This is a genomic window from Streptomyces sp. NPDC107654 (assembly GCF_055639035.1).
The window spans coordinates 87,174-112,701 of record NZ_JBVKBI010000015.1 but is presented as its reverse complement, the minus strand read 5'-3'; the positions used below and the strand labels follow the sequence as shown (position 1 = coordinate 112,701).

The following is a 25,528-nucleotide window of genomic DNA, read 5'->3' as shown; positions in this document are numbered from 1 at the left end:
GGTATCAGACCGCCCTCATCAGCAGGGTCGCGGCGACCAGGAGTGCCGCGCCGCCGAACATCGAGACCGCGTAGGAGCGGGCGAAGCCGTTCTGGAGCCGGCGCAGCCGTCCGGACAGGCCGCCGAAGCCGGCCGCCGTGCCGTTGACGACACCGTCGACCAGGGTGTGGTCGACGTACACCAGGGAGCGCGTGAGGTGCTCGCCGCCGCGCACCAGGACCACGTGGTTGAAGTCGTCCTGGAGCAGGTCGCGACGGGCGGCGCGGGTGAGCAGGGAGCCGCGCGGGGCGACGGCCGGGACGGGCTTGCGGCCGTACTGCGCCCAGGCGATGGCGACGCCGATGACCAGGCACACCATGGTGGCGCCGGTGACCGTGGCCGCGCTGAGCGGGGAGTCGCCCTCGCTGTGGCCCGTGACGGGCTCCAGCCAGTGCAGGAAGCGGTCGCCGATGCTGAAGAAGCCGCCGCCCAAGACGGATCCCACGGCCAGGACGATCATCGGGATCGTCATGACCTTCGGCGACTCGTGCGGGTGCGGTTCGGTGTGCTCGCCCCGGGTCTCGGCGGCGGGCTCCACGCTGGGCTCGGCCGGGGACGGGGTCGGGGCGTCGCGCCACCGCTCCTCCCCGAAGAACGTCATCAGCATCACGCGCGTCATGTAGAAGGCGGTGATGGCCGCGCCGAGCAGGGCCGCGCCGCCGAGGATCCAGCCCTCGGTGCCGCCCTTGGCGAACGCCGCCTCGATGATCTTGTCCTTGGAGAAGAAGCCGGACAGGCCCGGGAAGCCGATGATGGCGAGGTAGCCGAGGCCGAAGGTGATGAACGTGACCGGCATGTACTTGCGCAGGCCGCCGTAGCGGCGCATGTCGACCTCGTCGTTCATGCCGTGCATCACGGAACCGGCGCCGAGGAACAGACCGGCCTTGAAGAAGCCGTGCGTCACCAGGTGCATGATCGCGAAGACGTAGCCGATGGGGCCGAGGCCGGCGGCCAGCACCATGTAGCCGATCTGCGACATGGTCGATCCGGCCAGCGCCTTCTTGATGTCGTCCTTGGCGCAACCGACGATCGCACCGAACAGGAGCGTGACCGCACCGACGACGGTGACGGCCAGCTGGGCGTCGGGGGCGGCGTTGAAGATCGCGCCGGAGCGGACGATCAGGTAGACGCCCGCGGTCACCATCGTCGCCGCGTGGATGAGGGCGGAGACCGGGGTCGGGCCCTCCATGGCGTCCCCGAGCCAGGACTGGAGCGGCACCTGGGCGGACTTGCCGCACGCGGCGAGCAGCAGCATCAGCCCGATCGCGGTGAGCTTCCCCTCGGAGGTGTCACCGGCGTGGCCGAGGACCGGACCGAACGCGAAGCTGCCGAAGGTAGTGAACATCAGCATGATCGCGATCGACAGGCCCATGTCGCCGACGCGGTTGACCAGGAAGGCCTTCTTCGCGGCCGTGGCGGCGCTGGGCTTGTGCTGCCAGAAGCCGATCAGCAGGTACGAGGCGAGGCCGACGCCCTCCCAGCCGACGTACAGCAGCAGGTAGTTGTCGGCGAGGACGAGCAGCAGCATCGCCGCGAGGAACAGGTTCAGGTAGCCGAAGAAGCGGCGGCGCCGCTCGTCGTGCTCCATGTATCCGACCGAGTACAGGTGGATCAGCGAGCCGACGCCCGTGATGAGCAGCACGAACGTCATGGACAGCTGGTCCAGGCGGAAGGTGACGTCGGCCTGGAAGCCGGCCACCGGGACCCAGCTGAAAAGGTGCTGGATCAGGGTGCGGTGCTCGGCTCCCCGGCCCAGCAGGTCGGCGAAGAGCGCGACACCGAAGGCGAAGGAGACGAACGACAGCAGGGTGCCGATCCAGTGGCCGACGGCGTCGAGCCGCCGGCCGCCGACCAGGAGGACGGCCGCTCCGAGCAGGGGCGCCGCGATGAGCAGCGCGATCAGGTTCTCCACGATTCTTCCGACCCCTTACAGCTTCATCAGGCTGGCGTCGTCGACCGAGGCCGAGTGGCGGGTACGGAACAGCGACACGATGATCGCGAGGCCCACCACGACCTCCGCGGCGGCGACGACCATCGTGAAGAAGGCGATGATCTGGCCGTCGAGGTTGCCGTGCATCCGGGAGAAGGTGACGAACGCGAGGTTGCAGGCGTTCAGCATCAGCTCGATGCACATGAAGACCACGATGGCGTTGCGCCGGATCAGTACGCCCGTCGCGCCGATCGTGAACAACAGGGCGGCGAGGTAGAGGTAGTTGACCGGGTTCACTTCGACGCCTCCTCGGGCCGCTTGAACGTCTCCGGCTCGATCGCCCGGCGCTCCAGGCGTTCCTCCGCGCGCTGCTCCAGCGCCCGCAGGTCGTTGAGCGCCTCCATGGACACGTCACGGATCTGGCCGCGTTCGCGCAGCGTCTTGCTGACGGTCAGCTCGGACGGGGTGCCGTCGGGCAGCAGGCCGGCGATGTCCACGGCGTTGTGCCGGGCGTAGACACCGGGGGCGGGCAGCGGCGGGATGTGGGCGCCCTCGCGGATGCGCTGCTCGGACAGCTCGCGCTGGGTCCTGGCGCGCTCGGTGCGCTCGCGGTGGGTGAGCACCATCGCGCCGACCGCGGCCGTGATGAGCAGGGCGCCGGTGATCTCGAAGGCGAAGACGTACTTGGTGAAGATGAGGGACGCGAGGCCCTCCACGTTGCCGTTCGCGTTCGCCTGTCCGGTGCCGTTGAACTCCTTCAGGGAGGCGTTGCCGATTCCGGCGAACAGCAGGACGCCGAAGCCGACGCCGCACACGAGGGCCAGCCAGCGCTGGCCCTTGATGGTCTCCTTCAGGGAGTCCGCTGCCGTGACACCGACGAGCATCACCACGAACAGGAACAGCATCATGATCGCGCCGGTGTAGACGACGATCTGCACGATGCCCAGGAAGTAGGCGCCGTTGGCGAGGTAGAACACCGCCAGGACGATCATCGTGCCGGCGAGGCTGAGCGCGCTGTGCACGGCCTTCCTCATGAAGACGGTGCACAGGGCGCCGATCACCGCGATCGTGCCGAGGACCCAGAACTGGAACGCCTCACCGGTGGAGGTGGTGTAGGCGGCGAGGTGCGCGCTCATCGGCCGATCACCTTCTCCGAGGCCGGTTCGTCCTCGCCGAAGGTGGACGCGGCCTCCTGCGGGACCTCGCCCTTGGAGGCGGCGGCCTGGCGGACGGTGCCGGGCGCGGCCTGCGTCACCAGGCCGCGGTAGTAGTCCTGCTCGTCCGTCCCGGGGAAGATCGCGTGCGGCGTGTCGACCATGCCCTCTTCGAGGCCGGCGAGCAGCTGCTCCTTGGTGTAGATGAGGTTGGCGCGGCTGGAGTCGGCCAGCTCGAACTCGTTCGTCATCGTGAGCGCGCGCGTGGGGCACGCCTCGATGCACAGCCCGCACAGGATGCAGCGGGCGTAGTTGATCTGGTAGACGCGGCCGTACCGCTCGCCCGGCGAGTAGCGCTCCTCGTCGGTGTTGTCGGCGCCTTCCACGTAGATGGCGTCGGCGGGGCAGGCCCAGGCGCACAGCTCGCAGCCGACGCACTTCTCCAGGCCGTCCGGATGGCGGTTGAGCTGGTGCCGTCCGTGGAACCGCGGAGCCGTGGTCTTCTTCTGCTCCGGGTACTGCTCGGTCAGCCGCTTCTTGAACATGGCCTTGAAGGTCACGCCGAAGCCGGCCACCGGGTTCTGGAAGCCGGGCTCGGTCCGCCCGGTCTCCTGAGGCTCCTCAGCCATCGGACGCCTCCTTTCCATCCGAAGATCCGTCACTGACAGTGTCCGGCCCGCCACTGACAATCAGCTCCCGCTCCCGGCGCGACCTGCGCCGGGGCACCGGCGGCAGCTCCTGTCCGGGCAGCGGCGGCACGGGGAACCCGCCCGCCGTCGGGTCGAAGGCCGGCTGCTCGGCAGGCTGCTCGGCCGGCTTCGCCTTCTCGCGGAACATGTCGGCGACGAAGGAGATCAGCAGCAGCGCGAGGACGCCGCCGCCGACGTAGAGGGCGATGTCGGCGAAGTCGTAGTTCTCGTTGCGCAGGGCGCGGACGGTCGCGACCAGCATCAGCCAGGTCACGGAGACCGGGATGAGGACCTTCCAGCCGAGCTTCATCAGCTGGTCGTAGCGGACGCGCGGGAGCGTGCCGCGCAGCCAGATGAAGAAGAACAGCAGCAGCTGCACCTTGACGACGAACCAGAGCAGCGGCCACCAGCCGTGGTTCGCGCCCTCCCAGAAGCTGCTGACCGGCCAGGGGGCGCGCCAGCCGCCGAGGAACAGGGTGGTCGAGACGGCCGAGACCGTCACCATGTTCACGTACTCCGCGAGCATGAACATCGCGAACTTGATCGAGGAGTACTCGGTGTTGAAGCCGCCGACCAGGTCGCCCTCGGACTCCGGCATGTCGAAGGGGGCGCGGTTGGTCTCGCCGACCATCGTGACGATGTAGAGGATGAAGGAGACCGGCAGCAGCAGGATGTACCAGCGGTCGTGCTGCTGCTCCACGATCGTGGACGTCGACATCGAGCCCGAGTACAGGAACACGGAGGCGAACGCGGCGCCCATGGCGATCTCGTACGAGATCATCTGCGCGCAGGAACGCAGGCCTCCGAGGAGCGGGTAGGTGGATCCGGAACTCCAGCCCGCGAGCACGATGCCGTAGATGCCGACCGAGGCGACCGCGAGGATGTAGAGCATCGCGATCGGCAGGTCGGTGAGCTGCATCGTGGTGCGGTGGCCGAAGATCGAGATCTCGTTGCCGGCCGGCCCGAAGGGGATCACCGCGATCGCCATGAAGGCCGGGACGGCCGCCACGATCGGCGCGAGGACGTAGACCGCCTTGTCCGCGCGTTTGACGATGAGGTCTTCCTTGAGCATCAGTTTCACGCCGTCGGCGAGCGACTGGAGCATGCCCCAGGGGCCGTGCCGGTTCGGGCCGATGCGCAGCTGCATCCAGGCGACGACCTTGCGCTCCCAGACGATGGAGAACAGCACGGTCACCATCAGGAAGGCGAAGCAGAACACCGCCTTGACGACGACCAGCCACCAGGGGTCGCGGCCGAACATCGAGAGGTCTTCAGCGGCGAGGTACGGGCTCATGCCTCCACCTCCTTGGGGGCCTCGCCGGCGCCGGCCGCCGGGCCGATGCGGACGAGGGAGCCGGGCCGTGCCCCGGTGTCGGAGGCGACGCCGGTGCCGACGGAGTTCAGCGGGAGCCAGACCACACGGTCGGGCATCTCGGTGACCTGGAGGGGGACTTCGACCGTGCCGGCCGGACCGGTGACGGCGAGGGTGCCGCCGTCCGCGACGCCCGCCTCGGCGGCCGTCGCGGCGGACACGCGTGCGCGTGCGGCGTGCCGGGTGCCGGCGAGCGCCTCGTCGCCCTCCTGGAGGACACCCTGGTCGAGGAGCAGACGGTGCCCGGCGAGCACGGCCTCGCCGACGGCCGGGCGGGGCAGCGGGCCCGCGGTCTCCGCGGGCTCGGAGGCGCGGGGGCCGTCCCAGGGGCCGAGCCGGTCGATCTCCGCGCGCGTGGTACGCAGATCCGGCAGGCCCACGTGGACGTCCATCGCGTCGGCGAGCATGTGCAGCACGCGCGCGTCGGTCGGCGCGAGCCGGCGGGTCATCTGGTCGGGCTTGAGCGCGGCCTCGAAGGAGCGGACCCGGCCTTCCCAGTTGAGGAAGGTGCCCGCCTTCTCGGCGACCGCGGCGACCGGCAGGACGACGTCGGCGCGCTCGGTGACCTCGCTGGGCCGCAGCTCCAGCGACACCAGGAAGCCGACCTCGTCGAGCGCCTCACGCGCGCGTGCCGGGTCGGGCAGGTCGGCGACCTCCACACCGGCGACCACCAGCGCGGACAGTTCGCCGGTGGCGGCCGCCTCGATGATCTGGTGGGTGTCGCGGCCGTAGCGCAACGGGAGTTCGGCCAGGCCCCAGGCGGCGGCGACCTCCTCCCGCGCGCGCGGGTCGGTCGCGGGGCGGCCGCCCGGCAGCAGCGAGGGCAGCGCGCCCGCCTCGACCGCGCCGCGCTCACCGGCCCGGCGCGGGATCCACACCAGCTCGGCTCCGGTCGCGGTCGCGGCGCGCAGCGCAGCGGTGAGACCACCCGCGACACCGGCGAGCCGCTCCCCTACGACGATGACGGCGCCCTCCGCGCGGAGGGCCTCCGCGGCACGGGTGCCGGGCTCCTCCAGGCCGACGCCGCTCGCGAGCGCGTCCAGCCACTCCGTCTCGGTGCCCGGCGCGGCCGGCAGCAGCGTGCCGCCCGCCTTCTCCAGGCCCCGCGTGGCGTGCGTGGCCAGTGCGAACACCTGCTGCCCGCGCTTGCGCCAGGCCTTGCGCAGCCGCAGGAAGACGCCCGGTGCCTCCTCCTCCGACTCGAAGCCGGCCAGCAGCACGGCGGGCGCCTTCTCCAGGGAGGTGTACGAGACGCCCGTACCGTCGAGGTCGCGGCCTCGGCCGGCGATCCGCGCGGCCAGGAAGTCGGCCTCCTCGCCGCTGTGCACGCGCGCGCGGAAGTCGATGTCGTTGGTGTCGAGTGCCACACGCGCGAACTTGCTGTACGCGTAGGCGTCCTCGACGGTCAGCCGGCCGCCGATGAGGACGCCGGCCCGGGAGCGGGCCGCGGTCAGGCCCCGCGCGGCGGCTTCCAGTGCCTCCGGCCAGGACGCGGGCTCCAGGACACCGTCGGCGTTGCGCACCAGCGGCGTGTCGAGACGGTCCTTCATCTGCGCGTACCGGAACGCGAAGCGTCCCTTGTCGCAGATCCACTCCTCGTTGACCTCGGGGTCGTAGGCGGCGAGCCGCCGCATGACCTTGCCGCGCCGGTGGTCGGTGCGGGTGGCGCAGCCGCCGGAGCAGTGCTCGCACACCGACGGCGAGGAGACGAGGTCGAAGGGGCGGGAGCGGAACCGGTAGGCGGCCGAGGTGAGCGCGCCGACCGGGCAGATCTGGATGGTGTTGCCGGAGAAGTACGACTCGAACGGGTCGCCCTCACCGGTGCCGACCTGCTGGAGCGCGCCCCGCTCGACCAGCTCGATCATGGGGTCGCCGGCGATCTGGTTGGAGAAGCGGGTGCAGCGGGCGCACAGCACGCACCGCTCGCGGTCGAGCAGCACCTGGGTGGAGATCGGTACGGGCTTCTCGAAGGTCCGCTTCCTGCCGTTGAAGCGGGACTCGGCGTTGCCGTGCGACATCGCCTGGTTCTGCAGCGGGCACTCGCCGCCCTTGTCGCAGACCGGGCAGTCCAGCGGGTGGTTGATGAGCAGCAGCTCCATCACACCGTGCTGGGCCTTCTCGGCGACCGGGGAGGTGAGGTGGGTCTTCACCACCATCCCGTCGGTGCAGGTGATGGTGCAGGACGCCATCGGCTTGCGCTGGCCCTCGACCTCGACGATGCACTGGCGGCAGGCGCCGGCCGGGTCCAGGAGGGGGTGGTCGCAGAACCGCGGGATCTCGATGCCGAGCTGCTCGGCGGCCCGGATCACCAGGGTGCCCTTGGGCACGCTGATCTCGATGCCGTCGATCGTCAGCGTGACGAGGTCCTCCGGTGGGACCGCCGCCTGGCCCCCTCCCGTGGGGGCGCTCGTGGTCACGGTCATGCGTTCACCTCCGGGCGGTCCGCCCAGGCCGTCGACTTGGCCGGGTCGAAGGGGCAGCCCCGGCCCGTGATGTGCTGCTCGTACTCCTCGCGGAAGTACTTCAGCGAGGAGAAGATCGGGGATGCGGCGCCGTCGCCGAGGGCGCAGAAGGACTTGCCGTTGATGTTGTCGGCGATGTCGTTCAGTTTGTCGAGGTCGGACATGACGCCCTTGCCGGCCTCGATGTCCCGCAGCAGCTGCACCAGCCAGTACGTCCCTTCGCGGCAGGGTGTGCACTTGCCGCAGGACTCGTGGGCGTAGAACTCGGTCCAGCGGGTCACGGCCCGCACCACGCAGGTCGTCTCGTCGAAGCACTGCAGGGCCTTGGTGCCGAGCATGGAGCCGGCGGCGCCGACGCCCTCGTAGTCGAGCGGGACGTCGAGGTGCTCGTCGGTGAACATCGGCGTCGAGGAGCCGCCCGGGGTCCAGAACTTCAGGCGGTGGCCCGGCCGCATGCCGCCGCTCATGTCGAGGAGCTGGCGCAGGGTGATGCCGAGCGGTGCCTCGTACTGGCCGGGGCTCGCGACGTGGCCGCTGAGCGAGTAGAGCGTGAAGCCCGGGGACTTCTCGCTGCCCATCGACCTGAACCAGTCCTTGCCGTTTTTCAGGATGGCGGGAACCGACGCGATCGACTCGACGTTGTTCACAACAGTCGGACAGGCGTAGAGGCCTTCCACGGCAGGGAAGGGGGGACGGAGCCGCGGTTGACCACGGCGGCCTTCGAGCGAGTCGAGCAGTGCGGTCTCCTCACCGCAGATGTACGCGCCGGCGCCCGCGTGCACGGTGAGCTGGAGGTCGAGTCCGCTGCCCAGGATGTTCTCGCCCAGGTAGCCCGCCGCGTAGGCCTCGCGCACGGCCTCGTGCAACCGCCGCAGAACGGGGACGACTTCACCCCGCAGATAGATGAAGGCATGCGACGACCTGATGGCATAGCACGCGATCACGATGCCCTCGATGAGGCTGTGCGGGTTCGCGAAGAGGAGCGGGATGTCCTTGCAGGTGCCCGGTTCCGATTCGTCGGCGTTGACAACTAGATAGTGCGGTTTTCCATCACCCTGAGGAATGAACTGCCACTTCATTCCGGTCGGGAATCCCGCGCCGCCGCGGCCTCGCAGCCCGGAGTCCTTGACGTACGCGATCAGGTCGTCCGGCGACATGGCGAGGGCCTTGCGGAGCCCCTCGTACCCCTCGTGCCTCCGGTAGACGTCCAGGGTCCAGGACCGGTCGTCGTCCCAGAAGGCCGACAGCACGGGTGCGAGCAGCTTCTCCGGGCTCGAGTCCTTGAGTTCCGCCGCCACGGTCATCACTCCCCCTCCTCTGCGGTAGGCCCCGCGGGGTGCGAGGGATCGGAGGCCGATGTGTCCAGCGGCGCGTCATGGGAGCTGAGGTGCTCGGCCGGTGACGGCTCGTGCGCCCGGTCCTGCGGTTCCTCGTGCGGACCTCCGCGCGGATGGACCACGCGCGCGGGTGCGGTCTCTCCCCTTGCCAGGCGAAGGCCCACCAGTGACGCGGGTCCCGCACTGCCGCCCTCCTCGACGGCCCCGGGCCGCTCGTCGGGGAAGCCGGCCAGGATCCGCGCGGTCTCCTTGAAGGTGCACAGCCGCGCCCCGCGCGTGGGCTGGACGGGCCGTCCCGCGCGCAGGTCGTCGACCAGGCTCTTGGCGGTCGCCGGGGTCTGGTTGTCGAAGAACTCCCAGTTGACCATCACGACCGGCGCGTAGTCGCAGGCCGCGTTGCACTCGATGTGCTCCAGGGTGACCTTGCCGTCGTCGGTGGTCTCGCCGTTGCCGACGCCCAGGTGTTCCTGGAGGGTCTCGAAGATCGCGTCGCCGCCCATCACCGCGCACAGCGTGTTGGTGCACACGCCCACCTGGTAGTCACCGGAGGGACGGCGCCGGTACATGGTGTAGAAGGTGGCGACGGCGGTGACCTCGGCCGTGGTCAGGCCCAGCATGTCCGCGCAGAACCGCATCCCGGTGCGCGTGACATGGCCCTCCTCCGACTGCACGAGGTGGAGCAGCGGCAGCAGGGCGGACCGGGAGTCGGGGTAGCGCGCGATCACCTCGCGCGCGTCCGCCTCCAGCCGGGCCCGGACGTCGTCCGGGTAGGCGGGTGCGGGCAGTTCGGGCATGCCCAGGCTGACGCCCCGCTCCGAAGAAGAGGTGGTCACCGGTCGACGCCTCCCATCACGGGGTCGATGGACGCGACGGCGACGATGACGTCGGCGACCTGGCCGCCCTCGCACATCGCCGCCATGGCCTGCAGGTTGGTGAAGGACGGGTCGCGGAAGTGGACCCGATAGGGGCGGGTGCCGCCGTCGGAGACGGCGTGCACCCCGAGTTCGCCCTTGGGTGATTCGACGGCCGCGTACACCTGTCCCGGCGGGACGCGGAAGCCCTCGGTGACCAGCTTGAAGTGGTGGATCAGGGCCTCCATGGAGGTGCCCATGATCTTCTTGATGTGGTCGAGGGAGTTGCCGAGTCCGTCCGGCCCCAGGGCGAGCTGGGCGGGCCAGGCGATCTTCTTGTCGGCGACCATGACCGGGCCGGGCTGGAGCCGGTCCAGGCACTGCTCGACGATCCGGAGCGACTGGCGCATCTCCTCCAGACGGACGAGGAAGCGGCCGTAGGCGTCGCAGGTGTCGGCGGTCGGGACGTCGAAGTCGTACGTCTCGTAGTCGCAGTACGGCTGTGCCTTGCGCAGGTCGTGCGGCAGGCCGGTGGAGCGCAGGATCGGGCCGGTCGCGCCGAGGGCCATGCAGCCGGCCAGGTCCAGGTAGCCGATGTTCTGCATACGGGCCTTGAAGATGGGGTTCCCGGTGGCGAGCTTGTCGTACTCCGGGAGGTTCTTCTTCATCTTCTTCACGAACTCGCGGATCTGGTCCACCGCGCCGGGCGGCAGATCCTGGGCGAGTCCGCCGGGCCGGATGTACGCGTGGTTCATGCGCAGGCCCGTGATCAGCTCGTAGAGGTCGAGAATCATTTCACGATCACGGAATCCGTAGATCATGATCGTGGTGGCGCCCAGCTCCATGCCGCCGGTGGCGATGCACACCAGGTGGGAGGACATCCGGTTCAGCTCCATCAGGAGCACTCGGATGATCTTGGCGCGCTCGGTGATCTGGTCCTCGATGCCGAGGAGCTTCTCGACGGCGAGGCAGTAGGCGGTCTCGTTGAAGAAGGACGTCAGGTAGTCCATGCGCGTGACGAAGGTGGTGCCCTGCGTCCACGTGCGGTATTCGAGGTTCTTCTCGATGCCGGTGTGGAGGTAGCCGATGCCGCAGCGGGCCTCGGTGACCGTCTCGCCCTCGATCTCCAGGATCAGGCGGAGCACACCGTGGGTGGACGGGTGCTGGGGACCCATGTTGACGACGATGCGTTCGTCGTCGGCGCGGGCCGCGGACTGGACGACCTCGTCCCAGTCGCCGCCGGTGACCGTGTATACGGTGCCCTCGGTGGTCTCGCGAGGGGATGCCGTGGTCATTGCTGCCTCCCGGAGGGAGTCGTTGAGGGGTGGTGGCCGGGCGACGGGTGGGCACTCACGAGTACGACCTCCGCTGGTCCGGAGCCGGGATCTGGGCGCCCTTGTACTCGACGGGGATGCCGCCGAGGGGGTAGTCCTTGCGCTGCGGGTGGCCCTGCCAGTCGTCCGGCATCATGATCCGCGTCAGGGCCGGGTGGCCGTCGAAGACGATTCCGAAGAAGTCGTAGGTCTCGCGCTCGTGCCAGTCGTTGGTCGGGTAGACGGAGACCAGCGACGGGACCCGGGGGTCGCTGTCGGGGGCGCTGACTTCGAGGCGGATCAGCCGGTTGTGGGTGATCGAGCGCAGGTGGTAGACGGCGTGCAGCTCGCGGCCCTTGTCGTTCGGGTAGTGGACGCCGCTGACGCCGGTGCACAGCTCGAAGCGCAGGGCCGGGTCGTCGCGCAGGGTGCGGGCGACGCGGAGCAGGTGCTCGCGTTCGATGTGGAAGGTCAGCTCGCCGCGGTCGACGACCGTCTTCTCGATGACGTTCTCGGGGAGGAGCCCCTGTTCCTCCAGGGCGCCCTCCAGCTCGTCGGCGACCTCGTCGAACCAGCCGCCGTAGGGGCGCACCGCCGGTCCCGGGAGTCGGACCGAGCGGACCAGGCCGCCGTAGCCGGAGGTGTCGCCGCCGTTGTTGGCGCCGAACATGCCGCGCTGGACGCGGATCTCCTCGCCGCCCTGGCCGCGCTGGCCGGGGAGGTTGGAGGCGGAGAGGTCCTTCTCGGGGTTCACCCCGTTCGCGGACCCGTTCGCCGGGTTCGGAGCGCCGTTCGTCCCGTCAGGGGCACCGTTCGCCCCCTTCGGGGCCCCGTTCGCCCCCTTCGCGGGGTCGTTCGCCCCCTTCGCGGAGCCGTTCACTCCGCCCGCGCCGGTGCCGTTCGCGTCGCTCACCGCAGCAGCCCCTTCATCTCGATCGTGGGCAGGGCCTTGAGCGCCGCCTCCTCCGCCTCGCGGGCCGCCTCCTCGGCGTTCACGCCGAGCTTGGAGGACTGGATCTTCTGGTGGAGCTTGAGGATCGCGTCCATCAGCATCTCGGGGCGGGGCGGGCAGCCGGGCAGGTAGATGTCGACCGGCACGATGTGGTCGACGCCCTGGACGATCGCGTAGTTGTTGAACATGCCTCCGGAGGAGGCGCAGACGCCCATGGAGATCACCCACTTGGGGTTGGGCATCTGGTCGTAGACCTGCCTCAGGACGGGCGCCATCTTCTGGCTGACCCGGCCGGCGACGATCATCAGGTCCGCCTGGCGCGGCGAGCCGCGGAAGACCTCCATGCCGAAGCGGGCGAGGTCGTAGCGCCCGGCGCCGGTGGTCATCATCTCGATGGCGCAGCAGGCCAGGCCGAAGGTGGCCGGGAAGACGGACGCCTTGCGCACCCAGCCCGCGGCCTGCTCGACGGTGGTGAGCAGGAAGCCGCTCGGCAGCTTTTCTTCGAGTCCCATGTCGTTAAAGGCCCCTCAGTCCCATTCCAGGCCGCCGCGCCGCCATACGTACGCGTACGCGACGAAGACGGTGAGCACGAAGAGCAGCATCTCCACGAGCCCGAAAATCCCCAGGGCGTCGAAGGTGACGGCCCAGGGGTAGAGGAAGACGATCTCGATGTCGAAGACGATGAAGAGCATCGCCGTCAGGTAGTACTTGATGGGGAAGCGCCCGCCGCCGGCCGGCGTGGGGGTCGGCTCGATGCCGCACTCGTAGGCTTCGAGCTTGGCGCGGTTGTACCGCTTCGGACCGATCAGCGTGGCCATGACCACGGAGAAGATCGCAAAGCCTGCCCCGAGGGCTCCCAGTACGAGGATGGGCGCATACGCGTTCACCGCTCCTCGCTCCTCTCAGTCGGCGCTGACTGCTGGCGGTTGCACTGGACTCACTCCTGCCTCACCGGTCCCTCGGCCCCCGCTCGTCCCGGGCGAAGATCGCGAACATGTGAAGCAGGTCACAAGCCCGACTGCCTCGCATCTTATGCCCGCCGCTCTGTGATCTGCGACACGGGGTATTGCACAAGCTTTGTGATCTCCACCACCTGACGAAGGATCATGAAGTCGGATGATGAGTGATCTTCATACGCGAAGCGTTCAGTTGATCACCAGAAGTGACAATCTTCCACGTCGTCGCAGGCCGGAGGGGGCGTCTCCATATCAAGAGACTTCCGCTGCATGCAAATTGGCACTGGGCTCCCAGGCCTGATAGTGGGAGCCGTTCACACATCAGAGGGAGGGCGGGGCGGAGTGTGGACGGGGCGCGAGGCGCGTGCACGCGTTCACGAGCGGACGTGTGCGCGGGACGCCGGGATCGCGGTCGCCGTTCCGTGACCTCCGCCACATTGGTGAGAGACCTCTGAGAAGCGGGCTTGGCCAACGACCGCAACCAGTGGTAAGCGGCGGGCAATTCGGACGTAATGATCAAAGACCGTGATCAAGGGCTTGATCACGGGCGTCCGCAATGTCCGTTACGGCGTCAATAAAGGGTGACGCGCGGGGGATTTCGGGTCTCGATTGAGCAACTGTGGCGCAGGACACGTTTCTTGAAGATATGAAGGAGCCCCTGGTACCGGTTGTTCCCATGTCCCACACCGCTCACATACGCAGCCACCGGAAGCCCCGCCGCAGCGCGTCGACCCTCGCCGTGCGGGCCGGAGTTGCCGGTGGCGTCCTCGGCACCCTGGCAGTCGCCGGTGCGTCCGGCTCGGCGAACGCGGCCGAGCCGGTGACGCAGACCCTCGAACTGCCCACACTGACGGCCGACCTGGCCGCTCAGGCGGCCCAGTCCGCGAACGCGACCGAGCAGGCCGCCGCGAACTACCAGCTGCAGGCCGAGCGTGACGCGGCTGCCGCCAAGGCCGCGAAGCAGGCGAAGGCGGACCTCGCCGAGGCCAAGAAGAAGGCGGCCGAGGCCAAGAAGAGGGCCGAGGAGGCCGCCCGCAAGGAGGCGGCCCGCGCCTCGCGCACCACGGAGCGCACCACGCTCTCCACCACGGCGGGCACCGAGGCCGGCACCTCCACCTCCACGTCCACCCCCACCAGCACGTCCCCGGCCACCGGCTCGGCCGCGGCCATCGTCAGCTTCGTCAAGGCCCAGGTCGGCAAGGCGTACGTCTCCGGCGCCACCGGCCCGTCCGCCTACGACTGCTCCGGCCTGGTGCAGACGGCCTTCAAGCAGGTCGGCATCAGCCTGCCGCGCGTCTCCCAGGACCAGTCGACCGCCGGCACCCAGGTCTCGCTGAGCAACCTGCAGCCGGGCGACATCCTCTACTGGGGCGGTGCGGGCAGCGCGTACCACGTCGCGGTGTACGTCGGCGACGGCATGTTCGTGGGCGCCCAGAACCCCTCCAGCGGCGTCGTGGAGCGTCCGCTGTCGTACGATCCGCCCACCGGCGCCGTACGGGTGCTCTGAGCACACTCCGCGCCTCTCACGCGCACAGGGCCGCAGCCGCTCGGGGGCAGCGGCCCTTGCGCCTACCCCGACGCGCCTCAATGCCTCCCCGACGGCCCCGGCTCCCTGACGCGCCCGCCGGGTCCCTCACGCGTCCACCGAGTCCCTCACGCGTCCACCGGCCGCTACGGCCCATCGCTCTTCCGACGCACCTCGCGGCCTCCCCCGCCGGCCTCCCGACGGCCCACCGGGCTCCCCTGACGCGCCCACCGGCCTCCTGACGGCCCACCGGCTCCCCTGACGTGCCCACCGGCCTCCCCGGCAGCCCATCGCTTTCCTGACGCGTCCGCCGGTTTCCCTGGCATGCTCGGCCCGGGCCACCGTCCGGTGGTCCGGTCACGAGCGAAGGAGTCCACGCGATGCCACGCGTGTTCGTGCAGGGAAGCCCCGTCGGCCACCACCCGCGGTACGCCCCCGAGGCCGGGCGGGGTGCGGTGCGCCGTATCACCGAGGTCGGCGAGGAGGTGCTGCACAGGCCCTGCCGGGACGTCACGGAGTTCGGACCCGACCTCGCCGCGCTCATCGACGACATGTTCCGCACCATGTACGTCGCCGAGGGCGCGGGACTGGCGGCGAACCAGGTCGGGGTCGATCTGCGCCTTTTCGTGTACGACTGCCCCGATGACGACGGAGTCCGGCATGTCGGACACATCGTCAACCCCGTGCTGGAAACGCCCACGTACGGGCGGCGGCTGCTGGACGAGGGTGAGGGCTGCCTGTCGGTGCCGGGGGCCGTGATGGCCGTACCGCGGCCGGACCGGGCCGTCGTCCGGGGGCAGGACAGGGACGGCCGGCCGGTCGTCGTCGAGGGCACCGGCTACTTCGCCCGCTGCCTCGCCCACGAGACCGACCACACCGCCGGGCAGGTCTATCTCGACCGGCTCTCCAAGCGGGAGAAAAAGGACGCTCTGTGGCAGATGGCGGACCGGCGGGACGAGGTGTACGCCCGCCGGACCGCCAACGCCGCGGCTTTCAGCGCCTAGTCACGCCTTCGGCGCCACCTTGCTCAGGCCGTTGATGATGCGGTCCATCGCGTCGCCGCCCGTGGGGTCGGTCAGGTTCGCGAGCAGCTTGAGGGTGAACTTCATCAGCATCGGGTGGGTCAGACCGCGCTGGGCGGCGATCTGCATGACCTTCGGGTTGCCGATGAGCTTCACGAAGGCGCGGCCGAGGGTGTAGTAGCCGCCGTAGGTGTCCTTGAGGACACGCGGGTAGCGCTGGAGGGCGGTCTCCCGCTGGGCGGGCGTCGCGCGCGCGTGGGCCTGCACGATGACGTCGGCGGCGATCTGGCCGGACTCCATGGCGTAGGCGATGCCCTCGCCGTTGAAGGGGTTCACCAGGCCGCCGGCGTCACCGACGAGCAGCAGGCCGCGCGTGTAGTGCGGCTGGCGGTTGAAGGCCATGGGCAGGGCGGCACCGCGGATCGGGCCGGTCATGTTCTCGGGGGTGTAGCCCCAGTCCTCCGGCATGGAGGCGCACCAGGCCTTGAGGACCTCGCGCCAGTCGAGCTCCTTGAAGGAGGCGGAGGTGTTCAGCACGCCGAGGCCCACGTTCGACGTGCCGTCGCCCATGCCGAAGATCCAGCCGTAGCCGGGGAGGAGGCGGTCCTGGGGGCCTCGGCGGTCCCACAGTTCCAGCCAGGACTCCAGGTAGTCGTCCTCGTGGCGGGGGCTCTCGAAGTAGGTGCGGACCGCGATGCCCATGGGCCGGTCCTCGCGGCGGTGCAGGCCCATCGCCAGGGAGAGGCGGGTGGAGTTGCCGTCGGCGGCGACGACGAGCGGGGCGTGGAAGGTGACCTCGCGCTTCTCCTCGCCGAGCTTGGCGGTGACGCCGGTGATGCGGCCGGTGCGGTCGTCGACGATCGGGCCGGAGACGTTGCAGCGCTCGAAGAGGCGGGCGCCGGCCTTCTGGGCGTTGCGGGCGAGCTGCTCGTCGAAGTCGTCGCGCTTGCGGACGAGTCCGTAGTTCGGGTAGGCGGCGAGATCCGGCCAGTCCAGCTGGAGGCGGGAGCCACCGCCGATGATGCGCAGGCCCTTGTTGCGCAGCCAGCCGGCCTCCTCGGAGATGTCGATGCCCATGGCGACGAGTTGCTTCACCGCGCGCGGGGTGAGGCCGTCGCCGCAGACCTTCTCGCGGGGGAACTCGGTCTTCTCCAGGAGCAGCACGTCGAGACCGGCCTTGGCGAGGTGGTACGCGGTCGTGGAGCCGGCCGGCCCCGCGCCCACGACGATCACGTCGGCGGTGTTCTCGGAGAGGGGCTCGGTCACGACGGTCACGGCGGGATCTCCCCAAGGGTTGAAATCTGTGTGCCGACCGGCACTGGACAGGGGCAGTCTATTCAGCAGAATTGATCACCCGGCTGAAGGGCTGTCCTGTGAACCGACCTCTCCCCACGGTACGGCTGCGCGTTCCCACCCACGAGGACGCGGTCGCCTGGCACCGGGTGTTCGCCGACCCGGAGGTCATGGAGTTCCACGGCGACAGGCCGGCGGAGCTGTCGGTCTACGAGGAACTGACCGCGCGCCAGCGGCGGCACGACGCGGAGCACGGTTTCTGCCTGTGGACGCTGCTGGACGAGTCGGGCGCGGTCATCGGCTTCACCGGGGCGCAGCCGTGGCCGCGGGACTGGGGCCCGGTCGGCGAGACGGAGATCGGCTGGCGGCTCGGACGCGCGTACTGGGGCAAGGGGTACGCCGTCGCGGCGGCCCGGGAGACGCTAGCGCGGGTGCGTGCGGTGGGGGTGCCGGGTGTGGTGGCGGTGGTCCGGGCGGGCAACGAACGGTCCGCGGCGGTGGCCCGGCGCCTCGGCATGGAGCAGGCGGAGACCTTCACCCACCCCCTGTTCGACGAGCCGGTCCTCTGCTTCCGGCTGGCCTTCACCGACGCCCGGGCCGAGGCCGCCACCGACGCCCCGGACTGACACGCCCACCGACGCGCCCACCCCCACTCCACCGCCCAACTACGCACAGTAGTCGTCTGTTACAGAAAGACACCGACACCTTCCGGGTGACCCGGGCGGGAGTTACTCTTCCTGTACCGCTGGGGGTGACATCTGTGCGTATAACACCCGATACACCCGAAGTTCGCGTCCCGCGTCTGGTCGGCCTCATGGCCATGGACGCGCGCGAAACGGCCCGGGCGCGGGGGCTGTCCCTCAACGCGCCGGACCGCCCGGACTTCCACCTCGCCGTCGTCGACCACGTCGTACGCCAGTACCCGCAGCCCGGCGCCGAGGTGCCGCGGGACTCGATGGTGTACGTGTGGTTCGACTTCGGGGAGGGCGAGGGCGGCGGAGGCGTGCGGGAACCGCGCATCCCGCGTCCGCCCACCGGAGGGCTGCGGCGCGAACTGGGCGAGCCGGGCGGCGACCCGTACGCCGTCGTCAGCTCTGCTTGAAGCCGCGGTGCAGCGCGACCACGCCGCCGGTGAGGTTGCGCCAGGCCACCTTCGACCAGCCCGCCTTGCGCAGCCGCTCGGCGAGGGCGGGCTGGTCGGGCCAGGCCCGGATGGACTCGGCGAGGTAGACGTAGGCGTCCGGGCTGGAGGACGCCGCGCGCGCGATGGGCGGCAGCGCCCGCATCAGGTACTCGGTGTACACGGTGCGGAACGGCGCCCACGTCGGGTGGGAGAACTCGCAGATCACCACGCGGCCGCCGGGCCGGGTGACCCGGTACATCTCGCGCAGCGCCGCGTCCGTGTCCTGCACGTTGCGCAGCCCGAAGGAGATCGTCACCGCGTCGAAGGTGTCGTCCCTGAAGGGCAGCCGCGTCGCGTCGCCCGCGGTGAACGGCAGCCAGGTGTGCTTCTTCTTGCCGACCTGGAGCATGCCGAGGGAGAAGTCGCAGGGGACGACGTACGCGCCGGTCCGCGCGAAGGGCAGCGAGGAGGTGGCCGTGCCGGCGGCGAGGTCCAGGACCTTCTGCGCGGGGCGCGCGTCGACCGCCTTCGCGACCTCCTTGCGCCATCGCCTGTCCTGGCCGAGCGAGAGCAGGTCGTTCGTCAGGTCGTACCGTTCCGCCACGTCGTCGAACATCGAGGCGACTTCGTGCGGCTGCTTGTTCAGGGAAGCGCGGATCACCCGCCCATTCTTGCAGCCCCCGCCCACGGCAGGAGCGTCGGCTTCCTGCGTGCCGCAACGTCCTCCACCCACGCGCACAACGGCACGAACCCGGCGATCGAGACCCAGCCGACGCCGAACACGGGGTGAGCCAGAGCTCCGGTGCTCGCCGCGAGGTCCGCCGCTGCGCCCACCAAAGCCGCCCCAAGCCGCCCCGAGCCATCCCGAGCGGGCACGCCTGCCGGCGGCTACGACCTCACCGCCGCCGGAACACCAACCGGCCCTCCACCACCGTGGCCACGCACGTGCTCGCGCCGCGTTCCGCCAGCTCGGCCTCGTCCCGCACGTCGAACACGGCGAACCGGGCGGCGGAGCGGCGCTCCCTCGGGGACGCGAACTCCACCGGCAGACCGGAGGCGTACGGGTCGAGCGCGGGCGTCCCGCCGGGGCGGCCGAGGCGGCCCGTGACCGCCAGACCGGAGCGGTGCACGGCGTCCCGCACCGCGCGGTTGCGCAGTTCCTCGCAGGCCGCCCGTACCGTGCCGTTCGCCAGCATGCGCTGCACCGCCCGCCGGGCGCTCGCGCCCCAGCGGACGTCGTCCATGTCGAGCGCCGCCAACGCCTCCCCGGTCAGCGGCTCGGTGCCGAGTTCGTCGGCCTCGCGCGGATCCGGGTGGTACGCCTCCTCCAACAGCTCGTTGCCGTGGAGATTGACCAGCCCGGGCGTCAGGATGCCGGGCCACGTGCGCACCCGCGCCCGCGGATGGGCGGCGACGAGCCCCTCCAGCGGCCCGGCGTCGGCGATCCACGCCCCCTCGACGGCGAGGGCGTGCCCCCTGGAGTCGGCGTGGATCGTCAGCACGGACACCTCAGTTGGAAGCGAGCAGCTTCAGCTCGGGGTGGGCGGTGCCGCCCTCGATGGCCGTGGAGGAGATGTGCGAGGCCACGCGGTCGTCGACGGGGTCGTTCGCCGGGTCGTCGTGGACGACGAGGTGCTCGTACGTCGTGGCGCGCTGCGCGGGGACGCGGCCCGCCTTGCGGATCAGGTCGATGATCTCCAGGCGGTTGGAACGGTGCCTGGCACCGGCCGAGGAGACCACGTTCTCCTCCAGCATGATCGAGCCGAGGTCGTCCGCGCCGTAGTGCAGCGAGAGCTGGCCGACCTCCTTGCCGGTGGTGAGCCAGGAGCCCTGGATGTGCCGGACGTTGTCCAGGAAGAGGCGGGCGATGGCGATCATGCGGAGGTACTCGAAGAGGGTCGCCTGGGTGCGGCCCTTCAGGTGGTTGTTCTCGGGCTGGTAGGTGTACGGGATGAAGGCGCGGAAGCCGCCCGTGCGGTCCTGGACGTCCCGGATCATGCGCAGGTGCTCGATCCGCTCGGCGTTCGTCTCGCCCGTGCCCATCAGCATCGTCGACGTCGACTCGACGCCCAGCCGGTGCGCGGTCTCCATGATCTCCAGCCAGCGCTCGCCGCTCTCCTTCAGCGGGGCGATGGCCTTGCGCGGCCGCTCGGGCAGCAGCTCGGCACCGGCGCCCGCGAAGGAGTCCAGCCCGGCCTCGTGGATGCGGGTGATGGCCTCCTCGACCGACACACCCGAGATGCGGGCCATGTGCTCGACCTCGGACGCGCCGAGGGAGTGGATGACCAGCTGCGGGAAGGCGTCCTTGATGGCCTTGAAGTGCTTCTCGTAGTACTCGACGCCGTAGTCCGGGTGGTGGCCGCCCTGGAACATGATCTGGGTGCCGCCCAGCTCGACGGTCTCCGCGCAGCGGCGCAGGATGTCGTCGAGGTCGCGGGTCCAGCCCTTCTCCGTGTCCTTGGGGGCCGCGTAGAAGGCGCAGAACTTGCACGCCGTGACGCACACGTTCGTGTAGTTGATGTTCCGCTCGATGATGTACGTGGCGATGTGCTCGGTGCCCGCGTACATGCGGCGGCGTACGGCGTCGGCGGCGGCGCCCAGGGCGTGCAGGGGCGCGTCGCGGTAGAGGACGAGCGCCTCCTCGGGGGTGATCCGTCCGCCCGCCGCGGCTCGGTCGAGGACAGACTGGAGGTCGGCCTTCTCTGTCACCAGGGGGTCCCTTTCGTCAAGGGGTGTGGACGGACCGAACCAGCCTACGCCAGGCGTTACGGCCCACAGACCTCAGGCCGCGTACGCGCCGATCAGCAGCCCGGCGAGGACACCGGCGAGGAGGAACGGGCCGAACGGTACGGCCGTCTTCCGGTCCGCCCGCCGGGCCAGCACGAGCACGCCTCCGTACAGCGCGCCGAGCAGGAATCCGGCGAAGCTGCCGAGCAGCACGGTGGGCCAGCCGTACCAGCCGAGGACGGCACCCGCCCCCAACGCCAGCTTCACGTCGCCGAATCCCATGCCGCCCGGGTTGATGCGGTACAGCAGGTAGTAGCCGGCGCCGAGCGCGAGGGCGCCGTAGAGGGCGGTGGGCCAGTGACCGGCGTGTTCGGGGAGCAGGGCGGCCAGGCCCAGCAGGGCGAGGGCGGTGGCCGCGAGCGGGAGGGTCAGCGGGTCGGGCAGCCGCCGCACCCGGAGGTCCACGGCGGCGAGCAGCACGCCGGCGGGCGCGAGCAGGAGCCAGACCGCCAGCTCGGGTCGGGTGCCGGTGGCGGCGGCGAGGGCGGCGCAGACGAGAGCGGTGGCGACGGCGAGCGGAAGCGCGGAGGGGGCGTACGACGGTGAAGGCGCACCTTCCGCGCGCCCCGCGCATTCCCCGCACCGTGCCCCGCCCAGCCAGCCCCGGACCGGATGGCGGCCGTCCGGGCAACGGTCGCGCCAGGGGTCGCCGGACGGCACGGCGAAGCGGTACGCGGCGCGGGGCAGCAGCGCGCCCGCCGACGCCCCCCACACCGCGCCGGCCAGCACGAGCACCTCCGTGGTCACCCCGCCCATGCGCCCCACCCCCCTCATGTCTCCCGGTGTCCTACCCGGTTCAGACGGCCGGCATCGCGTAGGCGTCCTCGCCGTTGGCCATCAGCAGCCGGCCGCCGGACAGGGCGAGCTGCCACTGGTCGCCTGTGCCCTTGTTGTCGGTCCAGCTCCACCGCTTGCGGCCGGTCCGCGCGTCCAGGGCGACGACGCCGCCGCCGACGGCCTGGGCCCCGCAGTACAGGGTCTTCCCGTACTTCAGGAAGACCTCCGGCGCGCCCCGGTCGTTCTCCTCGCAGAGCCAGATCTTCTTGCCGGTGCGGACGTCCACGGCCCAGATGCCGCGGTCGTGGTCGCCGACGTAGAGGACGCCGTCGATGACGGTGGGGTTGTAGAAGCCCCGGCGGCCCGCCGGGGACAGGGTCCAGCGGGTCGCGCCGGTCTTCACGTCGACGGCGGTGAGCCGCTCGCCCGGCAGCAGGACCAGGCCGTCGGAGACGGTGGGCCGCCGGCTCCATTCGTCGCCGAGCTTCTTCGTCCACAACTGGGCGCCGGTCGCGGTGTCGCGGGCGGTCAGGTTGTCCTTCGAGTCGGCGTACACGAGGTACCTGCCGGAGACGGAGCCCTCGACGTCGTAGTCGTCGGTGCCCCAGTCCCGCTTCTGGATCCACACCGTCTTGCGGGTGGCGACGCTGACGGCGGCGACCGCCGTACGGAAGTCGGTGGCGCTCTTGGACTCGCTGAAGTCGCTCGCCGCGACGTACACGTGCTCGTCGTCGAGGGCGATGGTGTCCTCGATGTCGATGTGCTTGCCGAGACGGGTCCGCCAGACCTCGGCGCCGGTGGCCGCGTCGCGGGCGATGAGGGCGCCGTCGTACTCGGCGTCGGGCAGGTACATCCGCCCGGCCCTGTACAGCAGTTGGGAGCCGGGTACGACCAGGTCGGACTTGGACCAGCGGGGCTTGCCGGTCCTGACGTCGTACGCCACCAGCGGGTCGCCGCTGATCAGCAGCAGGCCGTCGTGGACGAGCAGGGGTACGTCGGTGCTGGTGCCGTCCTCGGTGAGCGCCCGGTGCCACAGCGGCTGCGGGGCCACTCCGGCGGGCGGGGTGGCGAAGTGCTCGGCGGCGGGCTCCCCCACGGCATCCGCCGTGCCGCCGTCGGCCGACGTGTCGGCGCCCGTGTCCCTGCCCAGCCACCAGGCGGTGCCCCCGCCGACAGCGGCCACGGCGGCGGCCCCGCCGAGCGCGAGGGACAGCGCGCGGCGCCGGCCGGGCCGAGCGGGCGCGTCGGACCCGCCGAGCCGCACGGTGCCGGGAAGGGGGGCGTGGGCGGGCGCCGGGGTGGAGTACGGGTTTCCCGCCGACGGCGTGCCATGGGCGGGCATCGGCTGGGCGGTTCCCCCGAAAGGCGTGCCGTACCCGGCGCCCGGCGCGGGCGGATACCCGTACCCCGGCGCGGGGCCGCCACCCGGCGCCCCGGGACCGCCGGCGGACGCCCCCGGGCCGCTGACCGGCGCCGGACCGAACCCCCGGGCTCCCTGGACCCCGGCCGCTCCCGCAATTCCCGCCGTTCCCGCCGTTCCCGCCGCGGACGCCTCACCCGGCTGCCGTTCCGGTGCCTCCAGGTCCAGGATCGCCGCCGCGTGCGTGGCGATCGTGGAGGCCACGGCGGACGGGAGCCAGTCGCGCAGGACGCCCTCGACGCCCTGCGGGGCGAGCGCGGCGGTGATCTCCGCGGGGGCGGGGCGGCCGGCCGGGTCCTTCTGGAGGCAGGCGCGGACCAGGCCGAGCAGGGAGCGCGGTACGCCCGTCAGGTCGGGCTCGCCGTGCACGACCTGGTAGAGCAGCGCGGCGTGCGAGGCGGCCCCGTCACCGAAGGCGCCGCGTCCGGTGGCGGCGAAGGCGAGGACCGCGCCGAGGGAGAACACGTCGCCCGCCGGGCCCACGTCCTTGCCCATCGCCTGCTCCGGGGGCATGTAGCCGGGCGAGCCGACCACGACACCGGTCTGCGTCATCCGGGTGCCGTCCACGGCGCGGGCGATGCCGAAGTCGATGACCCGGGGCCCGTCGGCGGCGAGCAGGACGTTGGACGGCTTGAGGTCGCGGTGGACGAGCCCGGCCGCGTGGATCTCCTGGAGCGCGGCGGCGAGCCCGGCGCCGAGCGCGCGCACCGTGTGCTCGGGCAGCGGCCCGTGCACGGCGACGACGTCGGTCAGGTCCGGGCCGAGGACGTAGGAGGTGGCGAGCCAGGGCAGCGGCGCCTCGGGGTCGGCGTCCACCACCGCGGCGGTGTACTGGCCGGAGACCGCCTGGGCGATCTCGGCCTCGTGCCGGAACCGCTCACGGAAGCCGGAGTCCGCGGCGAGGTCGGGCCGTACGACCTTGACGGCGACGGTCCGGCCACCGGGCGAACGGGCCAGGTACACCCGGCCCATGCCGCCGGCTCCCAGTCTGCGCAGCATCCGGTAGCTGCCCAACTCCCGCGGATCGTCCGGCTGAAGTATCTCCATGGCGGGAGTTCCCCGTCCTTCCCCGTCTGTTACCGGCGTCTGCCCGGCGCGTGCGTCGACGCCGACACAGTAGTGACGGGTGGGGGCGGGGAGCGCGGGGGGTCACGGCCGGAGCAGTTCGACCTTCACGTCGGCGGGGAAGCCGGTGGTCGGCCCGACCCGGCGGGCGAACTCGGCGACGGCCTCCAGCTGCGGGGTGCCGAAGCGGAAGTCGAGGGTGGTGAAGTACCGCTCCAGCGTGGCCTCGTCGAACGCCTCCCAGCGGGCGGCCTGCTCGGCGACCTTGTGCACCTCTTCGAGGGAGAGGTTGCGGGAGGCGAGGAAGGCCTCGTGGACCTTGCGGGTGATGAACGGCTCGCTCTCGGCGTAGTCGCGGCGGGCCGCCCACACCGCGAAGACGAACGGCAGGCCGGTCCACTCCTTCCACAGCGCGCCGAGGTCGTGCACGTCCAGCCCCAGCTTCGGGCCGTAGTGCAGGTTCGCCCGCAGCGCCGCGTCGCCGATGAGGACGGCGGCCTCGGCCTCCTGCATCATCAGGCCGAGGTCGGGCGGGCAGGTGTAGTAGTCGGGCTTGACGCCGTACCGCTCGGCGAGCAGGAGCTGGGCGAGCCGGACCGAGGTGCGCGAGGTCGAGCCGAGGGCGACCCGGGCGCCGTCCAGCCGGTCCAGCGGGACCTGGGAGACGATCACGCAGGACATCACCGGGCCGTCGCAGCCGACGGCGATGTCGGGGAAGGCGACGAGGTCGTCCGCGTTGCGCAGGAACTCGACGAGGGTGACCGGCCCGATGTCCAGGTCACCGTGCACGAGCTGTTCGCTGAGCTTCTCCGGGGTGTCCTTGGTCAGCTCGAAGTCGAGGAGCGTGCCGGTTCTCGCGAGCCCCCAGTACAGGGGCAGGCAGTTCAGGAACTGGATGTGGCCGACACGCGGCCGGGTGCGAGAATTGTCCACATCGCGAGACTAGACCCCATGCGCTACGGTGCTGGGACCGGCCCCACCTCCAAACGGGCTAGCGGACGTTCAAACCTCCGGGTGAAGTGATCTTGACCTCTATTGCTTTCCGCCGCCCGGATGCTAGGCTTGCCCGCAAGTTGCAGTTTGGTTTCCCTTGCAGTACAGAGCCTGCGGAGCATGTAACCGCAGGCTCTCGTCGTTTTCAGACGAATGCAGTCGTGCAGCACCGTTTCGCACTTGCAGGTTCTGGAGCAGGGCAACCCTTTTGAGCCCAAGGAGGGCTTATGGCTACCGGAACCGTTAAGTGGTTCAACGCCGAAAAGGGCTTTGGCTTCATCGCCCAGGAGGGCGGCGGCCCCGACGTCTTCGTTCACTACTCCGCGATCAACGCCACCGGCTTCCGCTCCCTCGAGGAGAACCAGCAGGTGAGCTTCGACGTGACGCAGGGCCCGAAGGGTCCGCAGGCGGAGAACGTCACTCCCGTCTGATCACTGCCTGATCGCAGAACCTGAGTGCAGTACCCAA

At 70.7% G+C, this 25,528-nt stretch carries 24 protein-coding genes and 1 pseudogene; 5 read left to right on the top strand and 20 right to left on the bottom strand.

Features of this window, described 5'->3' with window-relative positions; all coding sequences use genetic code 11:
• Positions 1-4: 4 nt before the first annotated feature.
• From nuoL to ACZ7N4_RS25350, 12 genes are read right to left on the bottom strand one after another with little or no spacing between them, the layout of a single operon-like run.
• Positions 5-1,951, bottom strand: a complete 1,947-nt coding sequence (nuoL, locus tag ACZ7N4_RS25405) for an NADH-quinone oxidoreductase subunit L (RefSeq protein WP_471361749.1) — start codon at positions 1,949-1,951, stop codon at positions 5-7.
• Between the two features lie 15 nt (positions 1,952-1,966).
• Positions 1,967-2,266, bottom strand: coding sequence for an NADH-quinone oxidoreductase subunit NuoK (gene nuoK / locus ACZ7N4_RS25400; RefSeq protein WP_023547474.1), 300 nt, complete (start codon positions 2,264-2,266; stop codon positions 1,967-1,969).
• On the bottom strand, positions 2,263-3,105 hold the full coding sequence (locus ACZ7N4_RS25395; RefSeq protein WP_471361745.1) for an NADH-quinone oxidoreductase subunit J: 843 nt from the start codon (positions 3,103-3,105) through the stop codon (positions 2,263-2,265). Before ACZ7N4_RS25395 ends, nuoK begins: the two co-directional genes overlap by 4 nt.
• Positions 3,102-3,752, bottom strand: a complete 651-nt coding sequence (nuoI, locus tag ACZ7N4_RS25390) for an NADH-quinone oxidoreductase subunit NuoI (protein ID WP_471361743.1) — start codon at positions 3,750-3,752, stop codon at positions 3,102-3,104. Before nuoI ends, ACZ7N4_RS25395 begins: the two co-directional genes overlap by 4 nt.
• Positions 3,745-5,106, bottom strand: coding sequence for an NADH-quinone oxidoreductase subunit NuoH (nuoH, locus tag ACZ7N4_RS25385; protein WP_471361740.1), 1,362 nt, complete (start codon positions 5,104-5,106; stop codon positions 3,745-3,747). Before nuoH ends, nuoI begins: the two co-directional genes overlap by 8 nt.
• Positions 5,103-7,607 (bottom strand): NADH-quinone oxidoreductase subunit G, encoded by a 2,505-nt coding sequence (locus ACZ7N4_RS25380; RefSeq protein ID WP_471361737.1) that lies wholly within the window; start codon positions 7,605-7,607, stop codon positions 5,103-5,105. Before ACZ7N4_RS25380 ends, nuoH begins: the two co-directional genes overlap by 4 nt.
• Complete coding sequence (nuoF, locus tag ACZ7N4_RS25375) at positions 7,604-8,953, bottom strand: NADH-quinone oxidoreductase subunit NuoF (protein WP_471361734.1); 1,350 nt, start codon at positions 8,951-8,953, stop codon at positions 7,604-7,606. Before nuoF ends, ACZ7N4_RS25380 begins: the two co-directional genes overlap by 4 nt.
• Positions 8,950-9,816 (bottom strand): NADH-quinone oxidoreductase subunit NuoE, encoded by an 867-nt coding sequence (gene nuoE, locus ACZ7N4_RS25370; RefSeq protein ID WP_471361731.1) that lies wholly within the window; start codon positions 9,814-9,816, stop codon positions 8,950-8,952. The genes nuoF and nuoE overlap by 4 nt, the downstream gene beginning before the upstream one ends.
• Positions 9,813-11,129 (bottom strand): NADH-quinone oxidoreductase subunit D, encoded by a 1,317-nt coding sequence (locus ACZ7N4_RS25365; protein ID WP_471361729.1) that lies wholly within the window; start codon positions 11,127-11,129, stop codon positions 9,813-9,815. Before ACZ7N4_RS25365 ends, nuoE begins: the two co-directional genes overlap by 4 nt.
• A gap of 55 nt (positions 11,130-11,184) precedes the next feature.
• Positions 11,185-12,027, bottom strand: a complete 843-nt coding sequence (locus tag ACZ7N4_RS25360; RefSeq protein ID WP_471361954.1) for an NADH-quinone oxidoreductase subunit C — start codon at positions 12,025-12,027, stop codon at positions 11,185-11,187.
• A gap of 29 nt (positions 12,028-12,056) precedes the next feature.
• Complete coding sequence (locus ACZ7N4_RS25355; RefSeq protein WP_007383964.1) at positions 12,057-12,611, bottom strand: NuoB/complex I 20 kDa subunit family protein; 555 nt, start codon at positions 12,609-12,611, stop codon at positions 12,057-12,059.
• A 15-nt stretch (positions 12,612-12,626) separates the two neighbouring features.
• Positions 12,627-12,986 carry an NADH-quinone oxidoreductase subunit A gene (locus ACZ7N4_RS25350; protein WP_003992243.1) on the bottom strand — a complete coding sequence of 120 codons (360 nt, stop codon included), beginning with the start codon at positions 12,984-12,986 and terminating at the stop codon, positions 12,627-12,629.
• A 745-nt stretch (positions 12,987-13,731) separates the two neighbouring features.
• Between ACZ7N4_RS25350 and ACZ7N4_RS25345 the strand changes: the two genes are divergently transcribed.
• Positions 13,732-14,562 (top strand): C40 family peptidase, encoded by an 831-nt coding sequence (locus ACZ7N4_RS25345; protein ID WP_471361725.1) that lies wholly within the window; start codon positions 13,732-13,734, stop codon positions 14,560-14,562.
• Positions 14,563-14,960: 398 nt separating this feature from the next.
• A complete protein-coding gene (gene def / locus ACZ7N4_RS25340) occupies positions 14,961-15,584 on the top strand; it encodes a peptide deformylase (RefSeq protein WP_471361722.1) in 624 nt (207 codons plus the stop codon).
• Here the strand turns inward: def and ACZ7N4_RS25335 are convergent, their stop codons facing one another.
• Positions 15,585-16,877, bottom strand: coding sequence for a geranylgeranyl reductase family protein (locus ACZ7N4_RS25335; protein WP_471361719.1), 1,293 nt, complete (start codon positions 16,875-16,877; stop codon positions 15,585-15,587).
• Positions 16,878-16,975: 98 nt separating this feature from the next.
• On the opposite strand from ACZ7N4_RS25335, the gene ACZ7N4_RS25330 reads away from it, so the two are divergent.
• Both ACZ7N4_RS25330 and ACZ7N4_RS25325 read left to right on the top strand, forming a co-directional pair.
• Positions 16,976-17,521, top strand: a complete 546-nt coding sequence (locus ACZ7N4_RS25330) for a GNAT family N-acetyltransferase (protein WP_471361716.1) — start codon at positions 16,976-16,978, stop codon at positions 17,519-17,521.
• A 134-nt stretch (positions 17,522-17,655) separates the two neighbouring features.
• Positions 17,656-17,997, top strand: a complete 342-nt coding sequence (locus ACZ7N4_RS25325; protein ID WP_471361713.1) for a PASTA domain-containing protein — start codon at positions 17,656-17,658, stop codon at positions 17,995-17,997.
• On the opposite strand, the gene ACZ7N4_RS25320 is transcribed toward ACZ7N4_RS25325, so the two are convergent.
• From ACZ7N4_RS25320 to ACZ7N4_RS25290, 7 genes and pseudogenes are all read right to left on the bottom strand, one after another.
• Positions 17,984-18,679, bottom strand: a complete 696-nt coding sequence (locus ACZ7N4_RS25320; RefSeq protein ID WP_471361710.1) for a demethylmenaquinone methyltransferase — start codon at positions 18,677-18,679, stop codon at positions 17,984-17,986. The two genes, ACZ7N4_RS25325 and ACZ7N4_RS25320, sit on opposite strands and share 14 nt — an antisense overlap.
• Positions 18,676-18,801 (bottom strand): annotated as a pseudogene (locus tag ACZ7N4_RS25315) (acyltransferase family protein); the annotation flags it as partial. The gene ACZ7N4_RS25320 and the pseudogene ACZ7N4_RS25315, both read right to left, overlap by 4 nt.
• A gap of 113 nt (positions 18,802-18,914) precedes the next feature.
• The gene (locus ACZ7N4_RS25310) at positions 18,915-19,520 is read right to left on the bottom strand and encodes a hypothetical protein (protein ID WP_471361707.1); all 606 of its coding nucleotides are present in this window, start codon (positions 19,518-19,520) and stop codon (positions 18,915-18,917) included.
• A gap of 7 nt (positions 19,521-19,527) precedes the next feature.
• Complete coding sequence (mqnC, locus tag ACZ7N4_RS25305) at positions 19,528-20,727, bottom strand: cyclic dehypoxanthinyl futalosine synthase (RefSeq protein ID WP_471361704.1); 1,200 nt, start codon at positions 20,725-20,727, stop codon at positions 19,528-19,530.
• Positions 20,728-20,799: 72 nt separating this feature from the next.
• Positions 20,800-21,579 (bottom strand): prepilin peptidase, encoded by a 780-nt coding sequence (locus ACZ7N4_RS25300; protein WP_471361701.1) that lies wholly within the window; start codon positions 21,577-21,579, stop codon positions 20,800-20,802.
• A gap of 22 nt (positions 21,580-21,601) precedes the next feature.
• The gene (locus ACZ7N4_RS25295) at positions 21,602-24,049 is read right to left on the bottom strand and encodes a protein kinase domain-containing protein (protein ID WP_471361698.1); all 2,448 of its coding nucleotides are present in this window, start codon (positions 24,047-24,049) and stop codon (positions 21,602-21,604) included.
• 102 nt (positions 24,050-24,151) lie between these two features.
• Entirely contained in the window at positions 24,152-25,000 is an 849-nt protein-coding gene (locus ACZ7N4_RS25290) for a menaquinone biosynthetic enzyme MqnA/MqnD family protein (protein WP_471361695.1), read from the bottom strand.
• A gap of 287 nt (positions 25,001-25,287) precedes the next feature.
• Here ACZ7N4_RS25290 and ACZ7N4_RS25285 point away from each other — a divergent pair, with 287 nt between their 5' ends.
• A complete protein-coding gene (locus tag ACZ7N4_RS25285; RefSeq protein WP_004984723.1) occupies positions 25,288-25,491 on the top strand; it encodes a cold-shock protein in 204 nt (67 codons plus the stop codon).
• The last annotated feature ends 37 nt before the right edge of the window (positions 25,492-25,528 follow it).